Origin of the sequence: Pantoea sp. M_9 (assembly GCF_008631385.1) — a bacterium.
Classification (GTDB): domain Bacteria; phylum Pseudomonadota; class Gammaproteobacteria; order Enterobacterales; family Enterobacteriaceae; genus Pantoea; species Pantoea eucrina.
In genome coordinates this window covers 1-17,476 of the sequence record NZ_VWUF01000025.1, presented here as the reverse complement: position 1 = coordinate 17,476, position 17,476 = coordinate 1, and the positions used below count along the sequence as shown (strand labels likewise).

16 protein-coding genes and 2 tRNA genes are annotated in these 17,476 nt (G+C 57.8%); 15 read left to right on the top strand and 3 right to left on the bottom strand.

Annotation, left to right across the window (positions count from 1 at the left end; translation table 11 throughout):
- The first annotated feature begins 443 nt into the window (after window positions 1-443).
- The 4 genes from deoA (at window position 444) to mrdA (ending at window position 5,857) form a co-directional block, all read left to right on the top strand.
- Entirely contained in the window at window positions 444-1,766 is a 1,323-nt protein-coding gene (deoA, locus tag F3I15_RS17970; protein WP_150018806.1) for a thymidine phosphorylase, read from the top strand.
- Between the two features lie 95 nt (window positions 1,767-1,861).
- On the top strand, window positions 1,862-3,085 hold the full coding sequence (gene deoB / locus F3I15_RS17965; protein WP_039380136.1) for a phosphopentomutase: 1,224 nt from the start codon (window positions 1,862-1,864) through the stop codon (window positions 3,083-3,085).
- Between the two features lie 35 nt (window positions 3,086-3,120).
- Window positions 3,121-3,834: a purine-nucleoside phosphorylase gene (gene deoD, locus F3I15_RS17960; protein ID WP_039380134.1), complete on the top strand. Its 714-nt coding sequence runs from the start codon at window positions 3,121-3,123 to the stop codon at window positions 3,832-3,834.
- A 148-nt stretch (window positions 3,835-3,982) separates the two neighbouring features.
- Window positions 3,983-5,857, top strand: coding sequence for a penicillin-binding protein 2 (gene mrdA, locus F3I15_RS17955; protein WP_150018805.1), 1,875 nt, complete (start codon window positions 3,983-3,985; stop codon window positions 5,855-5,857).
- Window positions 5,858-5,860: 3 nt separating this feature from the next.
- On the opposite strand, the gene F3I15_RS18425 is transcribed toward mrdA, so the two are convergent.
- Window positions 5,861-7,177 carry a PAS domain-containing methyl-accepting chemotaxis protein gene (locus F3I15_RS18425; protein ID WP_150018804.1) on the bottom strand — a complete coding sequence of 439 codons (1,317 nt, stop codon included), beginning with the start codon at window positions 7,175-7,177 and terminating at the stop codon, window positions 5,861-5,863.
- Window positions 7,178-7,373: 196 nt separating this feature from the next.
- On the opposite strand from F3I15_RS18425, the gene F3I15_RS17945 reads away from it, so the two are divergent.
- The 3 genes from F3I15_RS17945 to F3I15_RS17935 all read left to right on the top strand — a co-directional run bounded on the left by F3I15_RS17945 (window position 7,374) and on the right by F3I15_RS17935 (window position 8,978).
- Window positions 7,374-7,446 (top strand) — tRNA-Phe (locus tag F3I15_RS17945).
- A gap of 12 nt (window positions 7,447-7,458) precedes the next feature.
- A tRNA-Phe gene (locus F3I15_RS17940) sits at window positions 7,459-7,534 on the top strand.
- Window positions 7,535-7,784: 250 nt separating this feature from the next.
- On the top strand, window positions 7,785-8,978 hold the full coding sequence (locus F3I15_RS17935; RefSeq protein WP_150018803.1) for an MFS transporter: 1,194 nt from the start codon (window positions 7,785-7,787) through the stop codon (window positions 8,976-8,978).
- Window positions 8,979-9,081: 103 nt separating this feature from the next.
- On the opposite strand, the gene F3I15_RS17930 is transcribed toward F3I15_RS17935, so the two are convergent.
- Window positions 9,082-9,588 carry a ferritin-like domain-containing protein gene (locus F3I15_RS17930; protein ID WP_039380127.1) on the bottom strand — a complete coding sequence of 169 codons (507 nt, stop codon included), beginning with the start codon at window positions 9,586-9,588 and terminating at the stop codon, window positions 9,082-9,084.
- A gap of 18 nt (window positions 9,589-9,606) precedes the next feature.
- Window positions 9,607-9,804: a general stress protein gene (locus F3I15_RS17925; RefSeq protein ID WP_150018807.1), complete on the bottom strand. Its 198-nt coding sequence runs from the start codon at window positions 9,802-9,804 to the stop codon at window positions 9,607-9,609.
- Window positions 9,805-10,369: 565 nt separating this feature from the next.
- On the opposite strand from F3I15_RS17925, the gene F3I15_RS17920 reads away from it, so the two are divergent.
- The 8 genes from F3I15_RS17920 (at window position 10,370) to F3I15_RS17885 (ending at window position 17,134) form a co-directional block, all read left to right on the top strand.
- Window positions 10,370-11,329, top strand: a complete 960-nt coding sequence (locus tag F3I15_RS17920; protein WP_150018802.1) for a LysR family transcriptional regulator — start codon at window positions 10,370-10,372, stop codon at window positions 11,327-11,329.
- Between the two features lie 245 nt (window positions 11,330-11,574).
- A complete protein-coding gene (locus F3I15_RS17915) occupies window positions 11,575-13,029 on the top strand; it encodes an NAD(P)-binding domain-containing protein (RefSeq protein ID WP_150018801.1) in 1,455 nt (484 codons plus the stop codon).
- Window positions 13,026-13,508: a CMD domain-containing protein gene (locus tag F3I15_RS17910; protein ID WP_150018800.1), complete on the top strand. Its 483-nt coding sequence runs from the start codon at window positions 13,026-13,028 to the stop codon at window positions 13,506-13,508. The genes F3I15_RS17915 and F3I15_RS17910 overlap by 4 nt, the downstream gene beginning before the upstream one ends.
- Window positions 13,505-14,071, top strand: coding sequence for a peroxidase-related enzyme (locus tag F3I15_RS17905; RefSeq protein WP_104085444.1), 567 nt, complete (start codon window positions 13,505-13,507; stop codon window positions 14,069-14,071). Before F3I15_RS17910 ends, F3I15_RS17905 begins: the two co-directional genes overlap by 4 nt.
- Before the next feature lie 9 nt (window positions 14,072-14,080).
- Window positions 14,081-14,818, top strand: coding sequence for an amino acid ABC transporter ATP-binding protein (locus tag F3I15_RS17900; protein WP_150018799.1), 738 nt, complete (start codon window positions 14,081-14,083; stop codon window positions 14,816-14,818).
- 20 nt (window positions 14,819-14,838) lie between these two features.
- A complete protein-coding gene (locus tag F3I15_RS17895) occupies window positions 14,839-15,654 on the top strand; it encodes a transporter substrate-binding domain-containing protein (RefSeq protein ID WP_150018798.1) in 816 nt (271 codons plus the stop codon).
- A gap of 86 nt (window positions 15,655-15,740) precedes the next feature.
- The gene (locus F3I15_RS17890) at window positions 15,741-16,427 is read left to right on the top strand and encodes an amino acid ABC transporter permease (protein ID WP_223810731.1); all 687 of its coding nucleotides are present in this window, start codon (window positions 15,741-15,743) and stop codon (window positions 16,425-16,427) included.
- 14 nt (window positions 16,428-16,441) lie between these two features.
- The gene (locus tag F3I15_RS17885) at window positions 16,442-17,134 is read left to right on the top strand and encodes an amino acid ABC transporter permease (RefSeq protein ID WP_039380119.1); all 693 of its coding nucleotides are present in this window, start codon (window positions 16,442-16,444) and stop codon (window positions 17,132-17,134) included.
- Window positions 17,135-17,476 lie beyond the last annotated feature (342 nt).

The following is a 17,476-nucleotide window of genomic DNA, read 5'->3' as shown; positions in this document are numbered from 1 at the left end:
CCCGGGTTAAATCCCGTCGCGGGGTACGGCCAGGGGCGCATGAATGCGCCCCCTACGAGGTACGGAATCCAACATTCTCGTAGGGGCCGCATTAATGCGGCCCAGGTTAAATCCCGTCACGAGGTACGGAATCCAACATTCTCGTAGGGGCCGCATTAATGCGGCCCGGGTTAAATCCCGTCGCGGCATCCGGCCAGGGGCGCATGAATGCGCCCCCTACGAGGTACGGAATCCAACATTCTCGTAGGAGCCGCATTAATGCGGCCCGGGTTAAATCCCGTCGCGGGGTACGGAATTGAATATCCCCGTAGGGGCCGCATTAACGCGGCCCGGGTTAAATCCCGGCACGGCGTCCGGCCCGGGGCGCATTCATGCGCCCCCTACGATAAAAATGCAGGGCGCATTTATGCGCCGCGTACATACCAGCAATCACGGGAGGCACCTTGTTTCTGCCACAGGAAATCATCCGGAAAAAACGTGACGGGCAGCCGCTGAGTGAGGCGGAGATCCGCTTTTTCATCGATGGCGTGCGCGATGAAACCGTTTCGGAAGGGCAAATCGCTGCGCTGGCGATGACCATCTATTTTAACGATATGAACCTGCAGGAACGCGTTGCCCTTACCATGGCGATGCGCGACTCAGGATCGGTACTGGAGTGGCAGTCGCTGCAGCTCAACGGCCCGGTAGTGGATAAACATTCAACCGGTGGCGTAGGCGATGTCACCTCTCTGATGCTGGGGCCGATGGTCGCCGCCTGCGGTGGATATGTGCCGATGATCTCCGGACGCGGTCTGGGTCATACCGGCGGCACGCTGGATAAGCTTGAGGCCATTTCGGGCTTTGATATCTATCCCAGCGACGACCGTTTCCGCGACATAATCAAGCAGGTGGGGGTGGCGATCATCGGGCAGACCCGCTCACTGGCACCCGCAGACAAGCGCTTTTACGCCACGCGCGATATCACCGCCACGGTTGACTCCATTCCGCTGATCACCGCCTCGATTCTCGCCAAAAAACTCGCAGAAGGGCTGGATGCGCTGGTAATGGATGTCAAAGTGGGTTCAGGCGCTTTTATGCCTACCTTTGCCGCCTCGGAACAGCTGGCGCAGGCGATTGTGCGGGTTGCGAACGGTGCAGGATGCAAAACCACCGCGCTGCTTACCGACATGAATCAGGTGCTGGCTTCAACTGCGGGTAACGCTCTGGAAGTGCGCGAGGCGGTGCAGTTCCTGACCGGCGAGGCGCGCAATCCGCGTCTGTATGAGGTCACTATGGCGCTTTGCGCCGAGATGCTGATTTCCGGTCAGCTGGCAGCGAATGACACAGAAGCGCGGCAGAAACTGCAGCAGGTGCTGGATAACGGTAAAGCTGCCGAGGTATTTGGACGAATGGTGGCGGCACAGAACGGGCCGGCAGATTTTATCGAGCGCATGGATCGCTATCTGCCGGCACCAGCTTTCAGCAGGCCGCTCTATGCAGAAGAAGCGGGGATCGTCAGCGCGATGGATACGCGGGCGCTGGGCATGGCCGTTGTGGCGCTGGGCGGCGGGCGGCGGCGGGCCACTGATACAATCGACTACAGCGTAGGCCTGAGCGATATGATTGCGCTGGGCAGCCGCGTTGATACGCAGCGGCCGCTGGCGATGATCCATGCCGCCTCGGAAGCGCAGTGGCAGGAAGCCGCACAGGCGGTCAGAGCCGCCATCGTACTGAGCGACCAGGCACCTGAAACCACGCCCGTGGTGTATCGCCGCATCAGCGAATAGCGGCGTTACTGCGTGCCAGACAGTCGCCATTCAGGTATACTGATCTGATCGCTTTTTTTTGACTTGTCATCGCGCCCGGCGCGCAGGAGACTTGCATGAAACGTGCTTTTATTATGGTTCTCGACTCCTTCGGCATCGGTTCCAGTAAAGATGCTGATAAATTTGGTGATGCGGGTTCAGATACGCTTGGCCATATCGCTGAAGCCTGTTTTGAAGGTCGCGCAAACGAAGGGCGCGAAGGCCCGCTACATCTGCCAAACATGACCGCGCTCGGTCTTGGCAAAGCGGCAGAACTCTCGACCGGCCGCTTTCCGCCAGGGCTGGATCCAAATGCTGAAATCATCGGCGCTTACGCTTACGCCAGCGAACTCTCTTCCGGCAAAGATACCCCCTCCGGCCACTGGGAAATTGCGGGTGTCCCGGTTCTGTTCGACTGGGGCTACTTTAGCGATAAAGAGAACAGCTTTCCGCAGGCGCTGCTGGATAAGCTGGTGGAGCGCGCCGATCTGCCGGGCTATCTCGGCAACTGCCACTCTTCCGGTACGGTGATCCTCGATCAGCTGGGTGAAGAGCATATGAAAACCGGTAAGCCGATTTTCTACACTTCAGCAGACTCGGTGTTCCAGATCGCCTGTCACGAAGAGACCTTTGGTCTTGAGCGGCTGTATGAGCTGTGTGAAATCGCCCGTGAAGAGTTGACGGAAGGTGGCTACAACATTGGTCGCGTCATTGCCCGTCCGTTTGTGGGTGATAAAGCGGGCAGCTTTGAGCGTACCGGCAACCGTCACGATCTGGCCGTTGAGCCGCCATCACCGACCATGCTGAAAAAGCTGGTCGACGAGAAGGGCGGGGAAGTGATCTCAGTAGGTAAAATTGCTGATATCTATGCGCATCAGGGCATCACGCAGAAAGTGAAAGCGACCGGTCTCGACGCGCTGTTTGACGCCACGATTGAGCAGATGAAAAAGGCGCCTGACACCTCTATCGTCTTTACCAACTTTGTTGATTTCGACTCAACCTGGGGTCATCGCCGCGATATCGCAGGCTATGCCGGCGGACTGGAGCTGTTTGACCGCCGTCTGCCAGAGCTGATGGCGCTGGTGCAGGAGGGCGATATTCTGATCCTGACCGCTGACCACGGCTGCGATCCCAGCTGGGAAGGCACTGAGCATACGCGTGAGCATATCCCGATTCTCATCTACGGTCCGGGCGTTAAGCCGGGATCGCTGGGCTATCGCGATACCTTTGCCGATATCGGCCAGACCATTGCCGCGTACTTTGGCCTCTCCAGCATGGACTACGGCAAAAGCATGCTGTAAAACAGCGCACACTTTTTTGAAAAGGAATAAGAACCATGGCAACGCCACATATTAATGCAGAAATGGGTGATTTCGCGGACGTCGTACTGATGCCGGGCGACCCGCTGCGCGCAAAGCATATTGCTGAGACTTTCCTGGACGATGTTGTGGAAGTCAACAACGTACGCGGTATGCTTGGCTTCACCGGCACTTATAAAGGCCGTAAGATTTCGGTAATGGGCCACGGTATGGGGATCCCATCCTGCTCAATCTATACCAAAGAGCTGATCACCGATTTTGGCGTGAAGAAGATCATCCGCGTCGGCTCCTGCGGTGCGGTGCGTGCTGACGTGAAACTGCGTGATGTGGTGATTGGTCTGGGTGCCTGCACCGACTCCAAAGTAAACCGTATGCGCTTCAAAGATCACGATTTTGCGGCGATTGCTGACTTTGACATGGTACGCAACGCGGTTGACGCAGCAAAAGCGCTGGGCGTTGACGCGCGCGTCGGCAACATCTTCTCTGCCGATCTCTTCTACACGCCCGATCCGCAGATGTTTGATGTCATGGAGAAGTACGGCATCCTCGGCGTTGAGATGGAAGCTGCAGGGATCTACGGCGTGGCGGCAGAGTTTGGTGCGAAAGCGCTGACCATCTGTACCGTTTCTGACCATATCCGCACGCACGAACAGACCAGCGCGGCAGAGCGTCAGACTACCTTCAACGATATGATCAAAATTGCACTGGAATCGGTGCTGCTGGGCGACTAACTTCGCCTGTGTCCGGAGCGCATTGATGCGCTCCGGTCCTCCCTCCGTAAACATCTGACACACTTTTACCCAGGCTTGTGCATCTTCAGGCTGGCTCTGACGCTCACGCTGTTTATCATTAGCGCGATAATGAAGAGATCCTTTCCTGATGAATTTTCGCAATTTCGAAGCTGAAGAAAAACTGTTTGCCCGGCGGGCACTGGTGGCATTTGCGCTGGTGGTGACCTGCTTTACCATTCTGGGAATCAATCTCTATCGTCTGCAGGTCCGTCAGCACCGCTACTATCAGACGCGCTCCAACGAAAACGACATTAAAATGATCCCCATCGCGCCCACGCGCGGGCTGATATACGATCGCAACGGCATTCCGCTGGTACACAATGTCACCTGGTATGACGTACTGGTCACGCCCTATAAGGTCAGCGATATGGCGGCCACGCTCCGCGCCCTGACGCCGCTGCTTGATCTGACGCCGGATGACATTGACGCATTCAGGCATGCGCTGCAGCACAGCAGCCGCTATAAACCGGTCGAGCTGAAAGCGGAGCTTACCGATCGTCAGGTGGCGCGCTTTGCCGTGAACCAGTTTCGTTTCACCGGCGTCAGCGTGTCGACTTATCAGGATCGGGAATACCCCTACGGCGCTGACCTGGCGCACGTGGTGGGCTACGTCTCCAAAATCAACGACGCTGACTACAGGCGGCTGAACGAGGCGGGCAGAGGGGAGAACTACGCCGCGGACCATAACATCGGCAAGCAGGGCATTGAAGGCTACTATGAGGCGCTGCTGCATGGCAAAACCGGCTACCAGGAGGTGGAGGTCGACAACCATGGCCGCATCGTGCGCGTGCTGAAAGAGGTTCCGCCGGTGGCTGGCAAAAATATCTGGCTGACCCTCGATCTGCATCTGCAGCAGTATGTTGAGCAGCAGCTGGCCGGCCAGCGCGCGGCGGTACTGATTGAAGATCCGCACGACGGCAGCGTGCTGGCGATGGTTTCCAGCCCCAGCTACGATCCCAACCCGTTTGTGAAAGGCATCAGTTATAAAGCCTACAACGCGCTGCTGCAGAATAAAGATTTGCCGCTCATCAACCGCGTCACGCAGGGCCTCTATCCGCCCGCCTCGACGGTAAAGCCTTATATGGCGATCTCTGCACTGCTGACCCACACCATCACGCCCGCGACCACCTTCTTTGGCGGACCCACCTGGACCCTGCCCGGCACGCACCGCACCTGGCGCGACTGGAAAAAAACGGGCCACGGTATGCTGGACGTCACTAAAGCGATTGAGGAGTCAGCAGACACCTTTTTCTATCAGGTGGCATTTATGATGGGTATTGATCGCATTCACACCATGCTGAGCCAGTTTGGCTATGGCAAGTCAACCGGTATCGATCTCAACGAAGAGTACACCGGTCTGCTTCCTGACCGTGCCTGGAAAAAGCGGGTGCATAAACGGGCGTGGTATCAGGGCGATACGGTATCGGTCGGGATCGGGCAGGGCTACTGGATCGCCACCCCGATTCAGATGGTCCGGGCGATGGTCGCGCTGATCAATAACGGCAAAGTGATCACGCCGCATCTGCTGGCCAAAGCGCAGCGTGGCGGCTGGCAGCAGCCTTATCAGCCCGTCAGGCCGCAGCCGCAGATTGGCGAGGCGAGCTCGCCATACTGGGGGCTGGTGCGCCGGGCGATGTTTGGGATGGCTAACGCCCCTAACGGCACCGGGTATAAATATTTTCATACCGCGCCATACGGCATTGCAGCGAAGTCCGGGACGTCGCAGGTGTTCAGCCTGAAGCAGAACCAGACCTATAATGCGAAAGCGATCCCGATCCGGCTGCGCGATCATATTTTTTATACTGCGTTTGCACCGTTCAGCGATCCTAAAGTGGCGATTGCGCTGATCCTGGAGAACGGCGGAAACGAGAGCGTGAGCGCCGCGCCGGTGATGCGCAATATTCTCGATCATATCTTCCTGCCGCCGGCATCCGACGCGCCGCTGCAGACGGCAGGGCAGTAACGGCTACTCTTCTTTTAGCGTCGCGGTGACGTGGCCGATAGCGCGGACCACGTCACCTGAGCTGCCGCGGATCTCCGCCATCATGTCGCCCGCCTCCTGAGCAAGCAGTACACCCTGATCGGCACGCTTCAGGTTAGACGCAATGCCCTGCAGCGCTTTCTCTGCCAGCAGATGGTTATCGCGCACCCGGTTTTCGATTTCGGTAGTGGCGCGATTGATATTTTCCGCCAGCGCACGCACCTCATTCGCGACGACGGCAAAGCTGCGTCCATGCTGTCCGGCTCGCGCCGCCTCTACCGCCGCGTTCAGCGCCAGCAGATTGGTCTGTTCGGCAATACGGCGAATGCTTTCAACAATCGCGCCAATGCGATCGGAGGAGTCGCTGAGATTGGTAATATCACCGGAGATACCGTGCAGTTCGCCTGCCAGCGCATTCATGGTCTGCACGCTGTTCTCCAGTACTGTAGCGCCAAGGCGAGTGCTTTCGCTGGTCTGCAGTGCCGTCTGGTACGCCTGCTGCGCAGCGTCACGCTCCTGGTGGCTCTTCTCCACCTGCGAGGTCACATCAGTGGCGAATTTAACAATTTTATAGAGAGTGCCCGCCTCATCGAAAATCGGATTATAGGTGGCGCGCAGCCAGACGGTACGGCCCTGTTTATCCACGCGCTGAAACTGTCCGGAGATATATTCACCCTGATTCAGCTTCTGCCAGAAACGCCGATAAGCGTTGCTCTGCTGCGTTTCTGGCGGGCAAAACTGACTGTGGTGCCGGCCAAGGATCTCCTGCTCCCGATAGCCCATGGTTTTAAGAAAATTGTCATTTGCCATCAGCACTTCGCCCTGCAGATTAAAGGCGATAACCGCCATTGAGCGATCGATAGCCGCCGTCATGGCGCGCTGCTCCTGCGTATCCAGAATGTGTGCCGTAATGTCACTCGCCAGCTTAACAATCTTTATTACCCGGCCGCTGCGGTCCTGTACCGGCACATAATTGGCCTCCAGCCAGACCGGACGGCTATGTTTCGCCACGCGCAGAAACTTATCGCTGAACCCCTCGCCGCGGTTGAGCCGCTGCCAGAAATCGCGATATGCGGTCGAGTGCACCATGTCGGGCGTACAAAACAGAGCGTGGTGCTGCCCGACGATCTCCGGCAGGGTATAGCCCATGCGCTCCAGAAACAGATCGTTGGCGGTGATAATTTTGCCGTCCGGCGTAAACTCAATCATGGCGATAGCATCCTGCAATGAACTGAGCGTCGCGCGGCTGCGCTTTTGCCACGCAAGGCGTGACATAATACCTGATGCAATAGTGCTGAACATGGCGAACCTTTTTATGTTTATTGGATGTCAGCACGGTTATCGGCAGGCGGATGCGAAAATCCACCGCCACAACGTAGCAGAGTGTGTCAGAATTTGACCAGTAAGCGCAGCGGATGCTCTAAAAGTCAGCAGTCAGCGCGTATTTGCTGAAAAGCGTTTGACGCTGCGGCCGGGGTAGGGTTTAATGCGCCCCGTTGCCCGAATAGCTCAGTCGGTAGAGCAGCGGATTGAAAATCCGCGTGTCCCTGGTTCGATTCCGGGTTCGGGNAATGCGCCCCGTTGCCCGAATAGCTCAGTCGGTAGAGCAGCGGATTGAAAATCCGCGTGTCCCTGGTTCGATTCCGGGTTCGGGCACCACAATTCAGAAAACCCGGCCTTATGGCCGGGTTTTTGCTTTTCTGCGTCCCCATACCCGCTCTGTGCTCCGGCGTATACTCTCCACCCCTGGTCTGACACAGTCAGCTCCTTCATCTGCATAATCGCACCCCGGATACAGACAGCTGCGAACACTGCTTTCATTTAGTTACTTTTACACTGCGTGACTTTTCCTGAATCTTTGCCATTACTTAACAGGCGGACCCGCACTAAAAAATCAGGAACATGAGCAATGCCGATACGATCGCTGCAGGCGCTTTGTCTGGTGAGTTTTTTTCTCGCCGACGTGCGCGACGGGCTGGGACCTTTTCTGGGGATATTTTTAACGCAGCGTGGCTGGCAGCCAAATGATGTCGGCCTGGTGATGACGGCGGGCGGTCTGGCGGGGCTTATCGCCACGCTGCCCGCCGGGATCGTTACGGATGCCACGCGCTACAAACGTCTGCTGCTGCTGTGTGGCTGCGCGCTGATTACCGTTGCCACACTGTGGCTCTGGTATTCACAGCAAAGCTGGGTGGTGGCAATTACGCAGATCATCAGCGGCGTTTCTGCCGCGTTTATTGCCCCGGTGCTGGCAGGGATCACGCTGGGGCTGGCCGGACAGCGCGGCTTTAACCGGCAGATGGGGCGCAACGAAGCGTTTAACCACGCCGGGAATATGAGCGCTGCGCTGATTGCCGGGGCCGCAACCTGGTACTGGGGGACCGGCTCGGTATTTATCCTGATGACAGCGATGGCGCTGCTGACCTCACTCGCTATCCTGGCCATCCGTGGAAAAGATATTGATCATCAGGCAGCGCGCGGTCTGGATGCGTCTGCGGGCAGCGCGGTTCCCCGCCTCTCTGACCTGACGCGCAACGCGCCGCTGATGACCACAGGTATTACGCTGCTGCTGTTCCACCTCGCGAATGCGGCACTGCTGCCGATGCTCAGTATGCGCGTAGCCGCCTCGCCCGGCGGCATGAATCCCGGTGTTTACGCTGCTGCAACCGTTATTATCTCGCAGGCGGTGATGATCCCGGTAGCGCTCTGGACGGCGGCGCGCGCGGAGACGCTGGGGTATCAGCGTCTGATTATGCTGGCGCTGCTGCTGCTGCCGGTACGCGCCGTACTCGCCGCCAGTTTCACCAATCCCTGGCTGATGATCCCGGTTCAGGTGCTGGATGGCATCGCGGCCGGTACGCTGGGCGTTGCCGTGCCTGGCTACATTGTGCAGTTACTACGCGGCAGCGGCCACGTTAATGCCGGACAGAGTGCGGTGATGCTGATGCAGGGAGCGGGAGCCGCGTTTAGTCCGGCGCTGACCGGTATGATCGTCAGGCACTACTCCTATAGCGTGGCGTTCAGCACGCTGAGCGTGATTGCGCTGACAGCGCTGCTGATCTGGTGGCAGGCGAGGCGATTAACGCTGGCAGATGAGGCATAAAAAAGGCCAGCACAGAAGCACCTCACTGTGCTGGCTGGCCAGTTGGCCGATAAATAATATGCAATGTTAAAGTCCGGGGAAGAAATTCAAAGCACAGCTAACGCTATTTCTTAGCTTCCACGCCTGGTGTACTGGAGCGGATGAGGAACTGTTTTGTAACGTCGCCTAAATGATTGGCTGTCCAGTCGGCCATCGCCTGCTCCTGCTCGCGAATGCGGGTAAAAATTGACACGCTTTCGCTGTCGTTAAGCTGTTCCGCCGCGGCAATGAGCGCAGTGTAATTAGCGATCTCAAAGTTCTCAAAAACGTTGCCGCTGATAGCGCCTTTAACCACCTCATCTTCGGTCATCATGCCGCCGACTGCCTGGCCAAACGCCGACAGTTTTCCTGCGGCATCTTTGATCACCGAACGGGACGTGTCGTAACGGTCAATGACGCTCTGCACCAGCTGCTGCTGCTCACGTGTTTCATCAATGTGCTGCTCAATACGCGCTTTGAGATCGGGATAGTGTTCGAGCCGGGCTGCCATTTTTTCCAGCATGCTCTCCGCCTGCTTCTCCATAGCGTGTGCATCTCTGACCCAGTCAATAAAATGTTCTTCGTAAGTCATTAGATTCTCCCGTTAATGTTAAGCCTGTGCACCCTGTGCAGCATCTTTATCTGTGCCACGACGACTCTTTTTGCCCCCTTTACGGCCCGCTTCAATTGCGCGCTCAGGGTTATTGCGAAAGTTACCGCCGCTGACCTGACCGCCTTTTTTCCCCGCTTCGCGGGCACGTTCAGGATTCATGGCAAAATTACCGGCACCACCGCGTGGATTGCTCATCATTTACTCCTCAGAGGTCAGGGCATATTAAAGTATTTTGTTTGCAACTTAAGGTTAGCGTTATTTTTCGGATTAACAAGTGCACCAGCCAGGAATAATCTTAATTGATTTTTTTAGGTATTTATTTGTCTTTTTACACTGTGGGTTTTTAAATTTCGTGATTTTTTCTGTACAGAAAAATATAATTTGTACAATTATAATCGTTTCGCTTTTTTCTGTTTTTTATCTTATTTTACATGGATATAAGTTTATTTTTTCATTTTTTTTAAGTTGTACGGTTTTGCACACTATTGTACAGATTTTATATTATTGAGCCGTAAGCTTTTCTGTTAATCCGCTTAAGCGCAGCGGTTGCTGACATTGCAAAAATATAAACTGTTATCTTTTTTCAGCTAACGGGATGTGAATGCAATTACTTTGTGGCGCGCAATAATATGTTCTGGGGCAATCATTACCTGAATCTATACTTTCAGGTTATGCAGTGACTTAACGGGGCTCTGCACCTTATGATGGCGGCATCATTTATGCTCAGCCCGGTGAGCAAGCATGCAGGAATCACCCCGTAATGAATTTACTCAACGATCTCGATCTGCGTCAGCTGGAAGCGTTCGCAGCGGTTATTGCAGCGGGCAGCGTGACCGCCGCAGCGAAAGCACTCAACCGCTCACAGCCTGTGGTTTCACGCCAGCTGCAGGAGCTGGAACTCTCTCTGGGCTATCCGCTCTTTATCCGCAACGGACCGCGTATTCACCCCTCCGAAGAGGCGTTGCAGCTGCATCAGTATGTGCAGAAAGCGCTGCTCTCTTTGCAGCAGATCCGGCTGCGTGCGCAGGAGATTGCGCAGCAGCAGCAGCGGCCACTCAGCATTGCGGCCACGCCGGCGCTGGCGGCAGGGCTGCTGCCGCAGGCGCTGGCGGCGATTGGCCTGCAAAACAAAGTGCAGATTATCAGTGAGTCTGCTGCGCAAACGGCGCACGCGGTGATCACCGCCGAGGCGGATATCGGCCTCTGCAGCCTGCCGCTGGAGCATGATGCGGTGGTACTGCACTGGATCGGCCACGCGCACTGCGTGGTGGCGCTGCCGGACAGCGATCCGCTCGCGGCGCAGCCGCAGATATCGCTCAGCCAGCTGGCGGGACGGCGGCTTATCGCCCCCTGGAACCCGCAGCGCCTGCGCGGGCGCTATGAAAAAGCGCTGAAGCGTGTCAATACGCTGCTGCCGGAAACCATTGAAACCAACTCTTCGGCAAATATTCTGGGCTGCGTCCGCGCCGGGCTGGGCGTGGCTATTCTGGAGCCGGTATCCGGCTGGGGAATGCCGCTGGCTGGCGTCACTATTTGCACGCTGGAAGAGGATATTCCCTACTACTTTGGCGTGGTTACGCCGCAGGGACGGCAGATCACCGCGGCAGCACAGGCGCTGATAGAGGCCCTCGCCGCCGCCGCTGCCGCGCTGTTACCCGATTTTCAGCGGCTGGCCTCAAGCGAACACACCCGCGTTATGCGGCTTATCAATCAGCTTTAACGCCTCTGAAGAGGGCGGTGACGGGCTTATAACCATTCCGGCATAAGATATAAGAAATCCATTGGTTAAATGCTGAGCGCTATTATTGACTCCATCCAGCCGCAGGAGGAGTATGCAAAGCCTCAGCTTTTACTATGCGTATTGACAATTATAAGCCGGTAAATATGCGTTATCAGGATAATAAGGCCGGCGATTGTAGGTATGCGTTTGACAGCGTCTTCGCGCTGACATCAGGGGATACTTATATGACTTCAGCTGCCGATGGTCTGGCCGCGCTGGAAGCTCAGCTACAGCAGGATCTGGAATACCTTGAATTGCCCGCAAAACCCTGGGTGCCTGCGCATACGGTTGATAACCAGCCGGTGCGCGATGTTGTCGTGATTGGTGCCGGAATGTGCGGCCTGGCGGCGACGGCCCGGCTGCAGCTGGCGGGTATCACCAATAGTATTACTTACGATACCGCGCCGGCGGGGCAGGAAGGACCGTGGGTCACGTTTGCCCGCATGGAGACGCTGCGTTCACCCAAATCACTGCAGGGACCGGCACTCGGTCTGGCCTCGCTGACCTTTCGCGCATGGTATACCGCGCAGTGGGGAAAAGCGGCCTGGCAGGCGCTGGACAAAATCCCGAAAGAGATGTGGATGAACTATCTGGTCTGGTACCGGCAGGTACTGAATCTGCCGGTACAGAATGGCGTCCGCGTTACCGCCATTGAACCTGCCGGGTCGCTGATTGCGCTGACGCTGGAAGGCGCAGCGCCGGCACGCGTCTATACCCGCCGGCTGGTGCTGGCAACCGGCCGTTCCGGCCTGGGCGGCGTTGCCGTTCCCCCCTTTTTGCAGGGCGTCGATCGCCGCTTCTGGGCACACTCTGCTGACAACATCGACTTCAGTGCGCTGCAGGGTAAAAGGGTTGCGGTGATCGGTGCCGGTGCCTCGTCAATGGACAATGCCGCAACCGCGCTGGAGCAGGGCGCAGCCAGGGTGGATCTGCTGATCCGCCGTAAAGCGATGCCGCGCATCAATAAAATGACCGGTATCGGCAGTCAGGGCGTGGTACACGGCATGCACCAGCTGCCGGATAGGTGGAAATGGAAGTTTGTTGATTATACCGCTGCCACCCAGACGCCGCCGCCGCGCGCCTCCACCCTGCGCGTTTCGCGTCATGAGAATGCCCGTTTTCTGCTGAACTGCGCCATCAATGCCGTCAGGCCCGAAGGGGATGAGCTGGTCATTGAAACGACGCAGGGGCCGCTGCGCTATGACTACCTGATTGCGGCCACCGGTTTCAGCAACGATTTCAGCGGCAGATCCGAATTTGCCGCCATCGCTCCGCACATCCGCCGCTGGGCAGATGGTCGCTATCAGCCTGCCATGGGGCCGGCGCGCCAGAATATGCTGGAGGCGCCTGACCTGGGACCCGGATTTGAGTTTCGCGAGCGCGTCCCCGGCGCCTGCCCGATGCTTTCACATATTCACTGTTTCAATGATGCCGCGATGCTGACGCACGGCAAAGTCTCCGGTGATATCCCCGCGGTCAGCGCTGGTGCCGATCGGCTGGTGCGGGCGATTGCGGCCTCGCTGTTTGCTGAAGATGTGGAGCAGCACTATGCCAGCCTGCAGGCGTATGACACGCCTGAATTACAGGGCGATGAATGGGTGGACGCCACCCCCTTACTGAATCAGGAGAACGCGTTATGAGTGACGCTATCGATCGCGCCGCCGGGCTGACCCCTGACGCGGCGCTCTACCAGACGCGGCGGCTGCGGCCGGAGTTTGTTGATGGCGCAGAGGCGTGTCGTCGCTCCGTGCTGACACCGGAAGATGACCAGGGCCTCTCTGCAGCCCTGCGGCTGGCGCTGGCGCAGCGCATGGCGCGGCTGAATCAGGATAGCGCGCTGGAGCAGGCGTATCAGCATGAGCTGGGGCAACTGCAGCCGGCGGATGAGCTGCTGGCGCTGGCGGAAGGTGCGCTGCCGGCAGGCGAACCGCTGGCGACAATTGTGCGTCATACCGATCTGGTCACGTCTCAGCCGGTGCAGGCCACCGAGCAGCACATCCGGCTGCTGGAGCAGGCGGGGCTGAATAACCCGCAGATTGTGGCGCTCTCTGAGCTGATCGCCTTTGTTAACTTCCAGACGCGCGTTGCGGCTGGTCTGCGCCTGCTGAGGTCAGCATGATCCCTTCTGTTTCCCTGAAGCCGCTGCACTGGCACCCCTATATTGCGCCGGTCAGCGTAGATGACGCCACGCCGGCCCAGCGCGATGCGATGAAAATCACACCCTCCAATAAGAAGGTGTCGGAGTATGTCCGCACGCTGGTACACGATCCGGAGAGCTACACCGCACGCACCGGGCTGTTCAACGCCATCATGTATGTTGAGGGCGGACTGAATCGCGCCGATCGCGAGCTGGGCGCGCTGGGCGCGTCAATCGTGAACGGCTGCCGCTACTGCGCGGTGGTACATGCGCGCCGGCACGTACAGCTGGCTGAAAACGACGCGGTGGTCAGTGCAATCTATTTTGACCGCGCCGATGCGCTGGGCGAGCGCGACGCCGCGATCTATCACTTTGCCCGCCGCCTGTCGGTCACGCCAGCCGAAGCGACGGCAGAAGATATTGCGCCGCTGCGTGCGGCCGGAATGGACGATCGGGAGATTATCGACCTGATCCACGCTATCGCCATCTTTGGCTGGGCTAACCGTCTGATGCATGTGCTGGGCCATGCTGACCTGAATAAATAGGGCAACGCCATGTTAGAACTTAATAATATTACGCTCGCCTATGGTAACAACCCGATTCTGAAAGGGGTCGATCTGACGGTAAAGCGGGGCGATGTGGTGTCGATTATCGGGCCAAGCGGCACCGGTAAAACCACGCTGCTGCGCTGCATTAATTATCTGGCGAAACCCACAGCGGGGACGATCGCGCTCGATCAGATCCGCATGGACTATCGCAAACCCGATAAAGCGGCGATCCAGGCGATCCGCCTGCGTACCGCGATGGTATTTCAGCAGTTCAACGTCTTTAAGAACATGACGGTGCTGGAGAATGTGATGGATCCGCTGATCGTGATCCAGCGCAAAAGCCGCCAGGAGGCGCGGACCATCGCGCTTGAGGAGCTGGAGCGGGTCGGACTCGGCGCGAAAGCCGATCACTATCCTTCCCAGCTCTCCGGCGGACAGCTGCAGCGCACCGGCATTGCCCGCGCGCTGGCCGTGCGGCCGGAGGTGATTCTGTTTGATGAACCGACCTCTTCGCTGGATCCGGAGCTGGTGGGTGAGGTGCTGAAGGTGATCAAAGATGTCACCTCTTCAGGCATCACCTCGCTGCTGGTCACGCATGAGATGCAGTTTGCGAAAAGCGTCTCTAACCGCATTGTGTTTATGGATCAGGGGGTGGTTGCCGCGCAGGGTACGCCGGCAGAGATGTTTGAAAACCCGACCCTGCCGCGCCTTGCCCAGTTTCTCAGCTCAGAACGCGTATTCTAATAATCAGAGGAATCAAGATCATGCCTGCACTTAAAACAACATTACGCCGCCTGGCCGCGCCTGGCATCATCGCACTGGCGCTGGTCAGCGGCAGCAGCTTTGCCGATGCGGTTCGCACCATCAAAATCGCTACCGCTGCAGAGTCCAAGCCGCTCTCCTGGGGGGCGATTGGTCATGAGCCGCAGGGCTATGAGCCCGACGTGCTGAAAGCGATTAATGCCAGACTGCCGCAGTACAAATTTGTGATGGAAGGCGCCGCGGATATCGCTCAGGAGACCGGGCTGGCGACCGGCAAATATGATATGGCAACCGGCGGCTACTATAAGGCTCCGGCGCGCAGCAAGCAGTTCCTGATCCCGGATGCACCAATGGGCGCCAGCCTGATGAAGATCTACAGCCGCAGCGACAGCACCATTCAGGGCATGAAAGATCTGGTGGGCAAAAAGATTGTCCCGGTAACCGCTGGCGGTGGCGTCTACAAATTTGTGACGCAGTGGCAGCAGGATAATCCGGACGACAAGATCGCCATTAAAGCTTCCAGTGCTGGCGTGCCCTATCCGGATCGCCTGAAAGAGGTGCAGAACGGCAAGTATGACGCGCTGATCCTGCCATCAAATCTCGGCGAGCAGACGGTTATTGATAACCAGAAGCTGGCTATCAAAGCGAGCGAACCGGTGGCGATCAACAACACCTATGTGCTGCTGCACCGTTCGGCAGAGAATCAGGCGCTGAGTCAGGAGATTACAAAAGCGCTGCAGGATCTCAAGGCGGACGGCACGCTGGATAAGCTGGCGCAGAAGTGGTTTGGTGAAGACGTCACGAAATATATGCAGTAACGGATTCACAAGCAGATACCGCGCCGGCTCTCTGGCAGGCGCGGCTCTATAGTAAGCAGGAGTGTTTCACCGTGAATCTATCCGCCATGATCCCCGAGCTGCTGTCAGCGCTGCCGCTGACGCTCGGTATTATGTTTGTTGCGATGCTGGCTGGCTTTGTCCTGGCGCTGATCGCGACGCTGTTCCGCGTCCGTCGTATTCCGCTGATCAGCCAGCTGGCCGATCTGTACGTCTCCTATGCGCGCAGCGTGCCGGTAGTACTGCAGCTGTTTGTCGCTTTCTACGGTCTGCCGCTGATTACGCAGCAGCTCGGCTTTACGGATTTTGTTTCACCTAATCTGGCCGCCATGATTGGCCTGAGCTTCTATCACGGCGGCTATCTCTCCGAAGTGATGCGCCCGGCGTTTCTGGCGGTAGAGCGCGGTCAGCACGATGCGGCGGACAGCCTGGGTTACGGCTTTCGTCACAAGATGCTGCGCGTGGTAGGACCGCAGGCGGTGCACTTTGCGCTGCCGGGCTATGGTAACGCGATAATTTACCTGATCCATAACGTTGCGCTGGTGATGTATATCGGTGCCGCTGATGTCATGGCAACGGCGCATCTGATTATGGAGCGCGATTATAACCAGTATCAGTTTGGTACCTATCTGGTGCTCGCGGTGATCTATTCGCTGCTCTGTCTGGTCGCCTGGCTGATTATTCGTTTCTTTGAACAGCGTCATGCGAAGTACAGCGCCAAAGCGGCGCGCGTCAAGCTGACCGCCAGCGTCTGAGCAGGAGAGCGCGCATGTTTGATACTGAAGTACTACTGCCCGATTTCTGGAGCATTCTGGATGCGGTGCCGGTTACGCTGCTGATGGCGGTGACGGTGTTTATCTGTTCCACGCTGCTGGGCGGGCTGTTTGCGTATATTGAGCATCAGCGTATTCCGCTGCTGCGTCAGCTGGTGATGGTTTACAAAATTGCCTTTAAAGGCGTACCGATGGTGGTGGTGATTTTTCTCGCCTACTACGGTCTGCCATCCGCGCTGCATTTCTTCGCTACGCTGTTTAACGTTGAGGTGAATGCTCACTCGCTGCCTAACTGGGTGATTATCATCGTCGCGCTGAGCGCCTGCGTAGCGGCGTTTCAGGCGGAAGTGTGGAAAGGGGCGCTGAACTCGTTTGACAGCGGCCAGTCAGACGCTGCGCTGTCGCTGGGTTACAGCGGTGGCCAGCTGTTCCGGCGCGTGATGTTCCCGCAAATCATCGTGGCGGCGATCCCGGATCTGGCCAACGCCTTTATGGTGATTATGAAAGCGTTGTCGCTCGCCTTTGCTATCGAAGTGGTAGATATCTTTGCGCAGGCGCAGCTGACGGCGGCGCTGAACTTCTACTATCTCGAAGCGTTCCTGATTGCCGTGGTGTTTTATATGGTGATCGCGTGGGTGGTGACAAAGGTCGCCGATATGATTGAAGCGCGGCTGCGCGTCAGGACCTGAGAGAAGAGGGCGTTCGCCAGGGGGCCGGTTCCGTTCGCCACGGGGGCCGGTTCCGTTCGCCACGGGGGCTGGTTCCGTTCGCCACGGGGGCTGGTTCCGTTCGCCACGGGGGCCGGTTCCGTTCGCCACGGGGGCTGGTTCCGTTTGCCACAGGGGCCGGTTCCGTTCGCCACGGGGGCTGGTTCCGTTTGCCACAGGGGCCGGTTCCGTTCGCCACGAGAGCCGGTTCCGTTCGCCGTCAGCTGCGGCGGCAGCCTGTGTCCCGGCACGGCGACCGGGCAGAGGACGCCTGGCCGCGCCCTCTGCACTCCCCGGCCCTGCGCCAGCCCCGCCCGCCGCTGC

What these genes read in the sequence shown, in the direction of transcription:
- deoB (WP_039380136.1), top strand. Translation starts at nt 1,862, where the DNA reads ATGAAACGTGCTTTTATTATGGTTCTCGACTCCTTCGGCATCGGTTCC.
- deoD (WP_039380134.1), top strand. Translation starts at nt 3,121, where the DNA reads ATGGCAACGCCACATATTAATGCAGAAATGGGTGATTTCGCGGACGTC.
- mrdA (WP_150018805.1), top strand. Translation starts at nt 3,983, where the DNA reads ATGAATTTTCGCAATTTCGAAGCTGAAGAAAAACTGTTTGCCCGGCGG.
- F3I15_RS18425 (WP_150018804.1), bottom strand. Translation starts at nt 7,177, where the DNA reads ATGTTCAGCACTATTGCATCAGGTATTATGTCACGCCTTGCGTGGCAA.
- F3I15_RS17935 (WP_150018803.1), top strand. Translation starts at nt 7,785, where the DNA reads ATGCCGATACGATCGCTGCAGGCGCTTTGTCTGGTGAGTTTTTTTCTC.
- F3I15_RS17930 (WP_039380127.1), bottom strand. Translation starts at nt 9,588, where the DNA reads ATGACTTACGAAGAACATTTTATTGACTGGGTCAGAGATGCACACGCT.
- F3I15_RS17925 (WP_150018807.1), bottom strand. Translation starts at nt 9,804, where the DNA reads ATGAGCAATCCACGCGGTGGTGCCGGTAATTTTGCCATGAATCCTGAA.
- F3I15_RS17920 (WP_150018802.1), top strand. Translation starts at nt 10,370, where the DNA reads ATGAATTTACTCAACGATCTCGATCTGCGTCAGCTGGAAGCGTTCGCA.
- F3I15_RS17915 (WP_150018801.1), top strand. Translation starts at nt 11,575, where the DNA reads ATGACTTCAGCTGCCGATGGTCTGGCCGCGCTGGAAGCTCAGCTACAG.
- F3I15_RS17910 (WP_150018800.1), top strand. Translation starts at nt 13,026, where the DNA reads ATGAGTGACGCTATCGATCGCGCCGCCGGGCTGACCCCTGACGCGGCG.
- F3I15_RS17905 (WP_104085444.1), top strand. Translation starts at nt 13,505, where the DNA reads ATGATCCCTTCTGTTTCCCTGAAGCCGCTGCACTGGCACCCCTATATT.
- F3I15_RS17900 (WP_150018799.1), top strand. Translation starts at nt 14,081, where the DNA reads ATGTTAGAACTTAATAATATTACGCTCGCCTATGGTAACAACCCGATT.
- F3I15_RS17895 (WP_150018798.1), top strand. Translation starts at nt 14,839, where the DNA reads ATGCCTGCACTTAAAACAACATTACGCCGCCTGGCCGCGCCTGGCATC.
- F3I15_RS17890 (WP_223810731.1), top strand. Translation starts at nt 15,741, where the DNA reads ATGATCCCCGAGCTGCTGTCAGCGCTGCCGCTGACGCTCGGTATTATG.
- F3I15_RS17885 (WP_039380119.1), top strand. Translation starts at nt 16,442, where the DNA reads ATGTTTGATACTGAAGTACTACTGCCCGATTTCTGGAGCATTCTGGAT.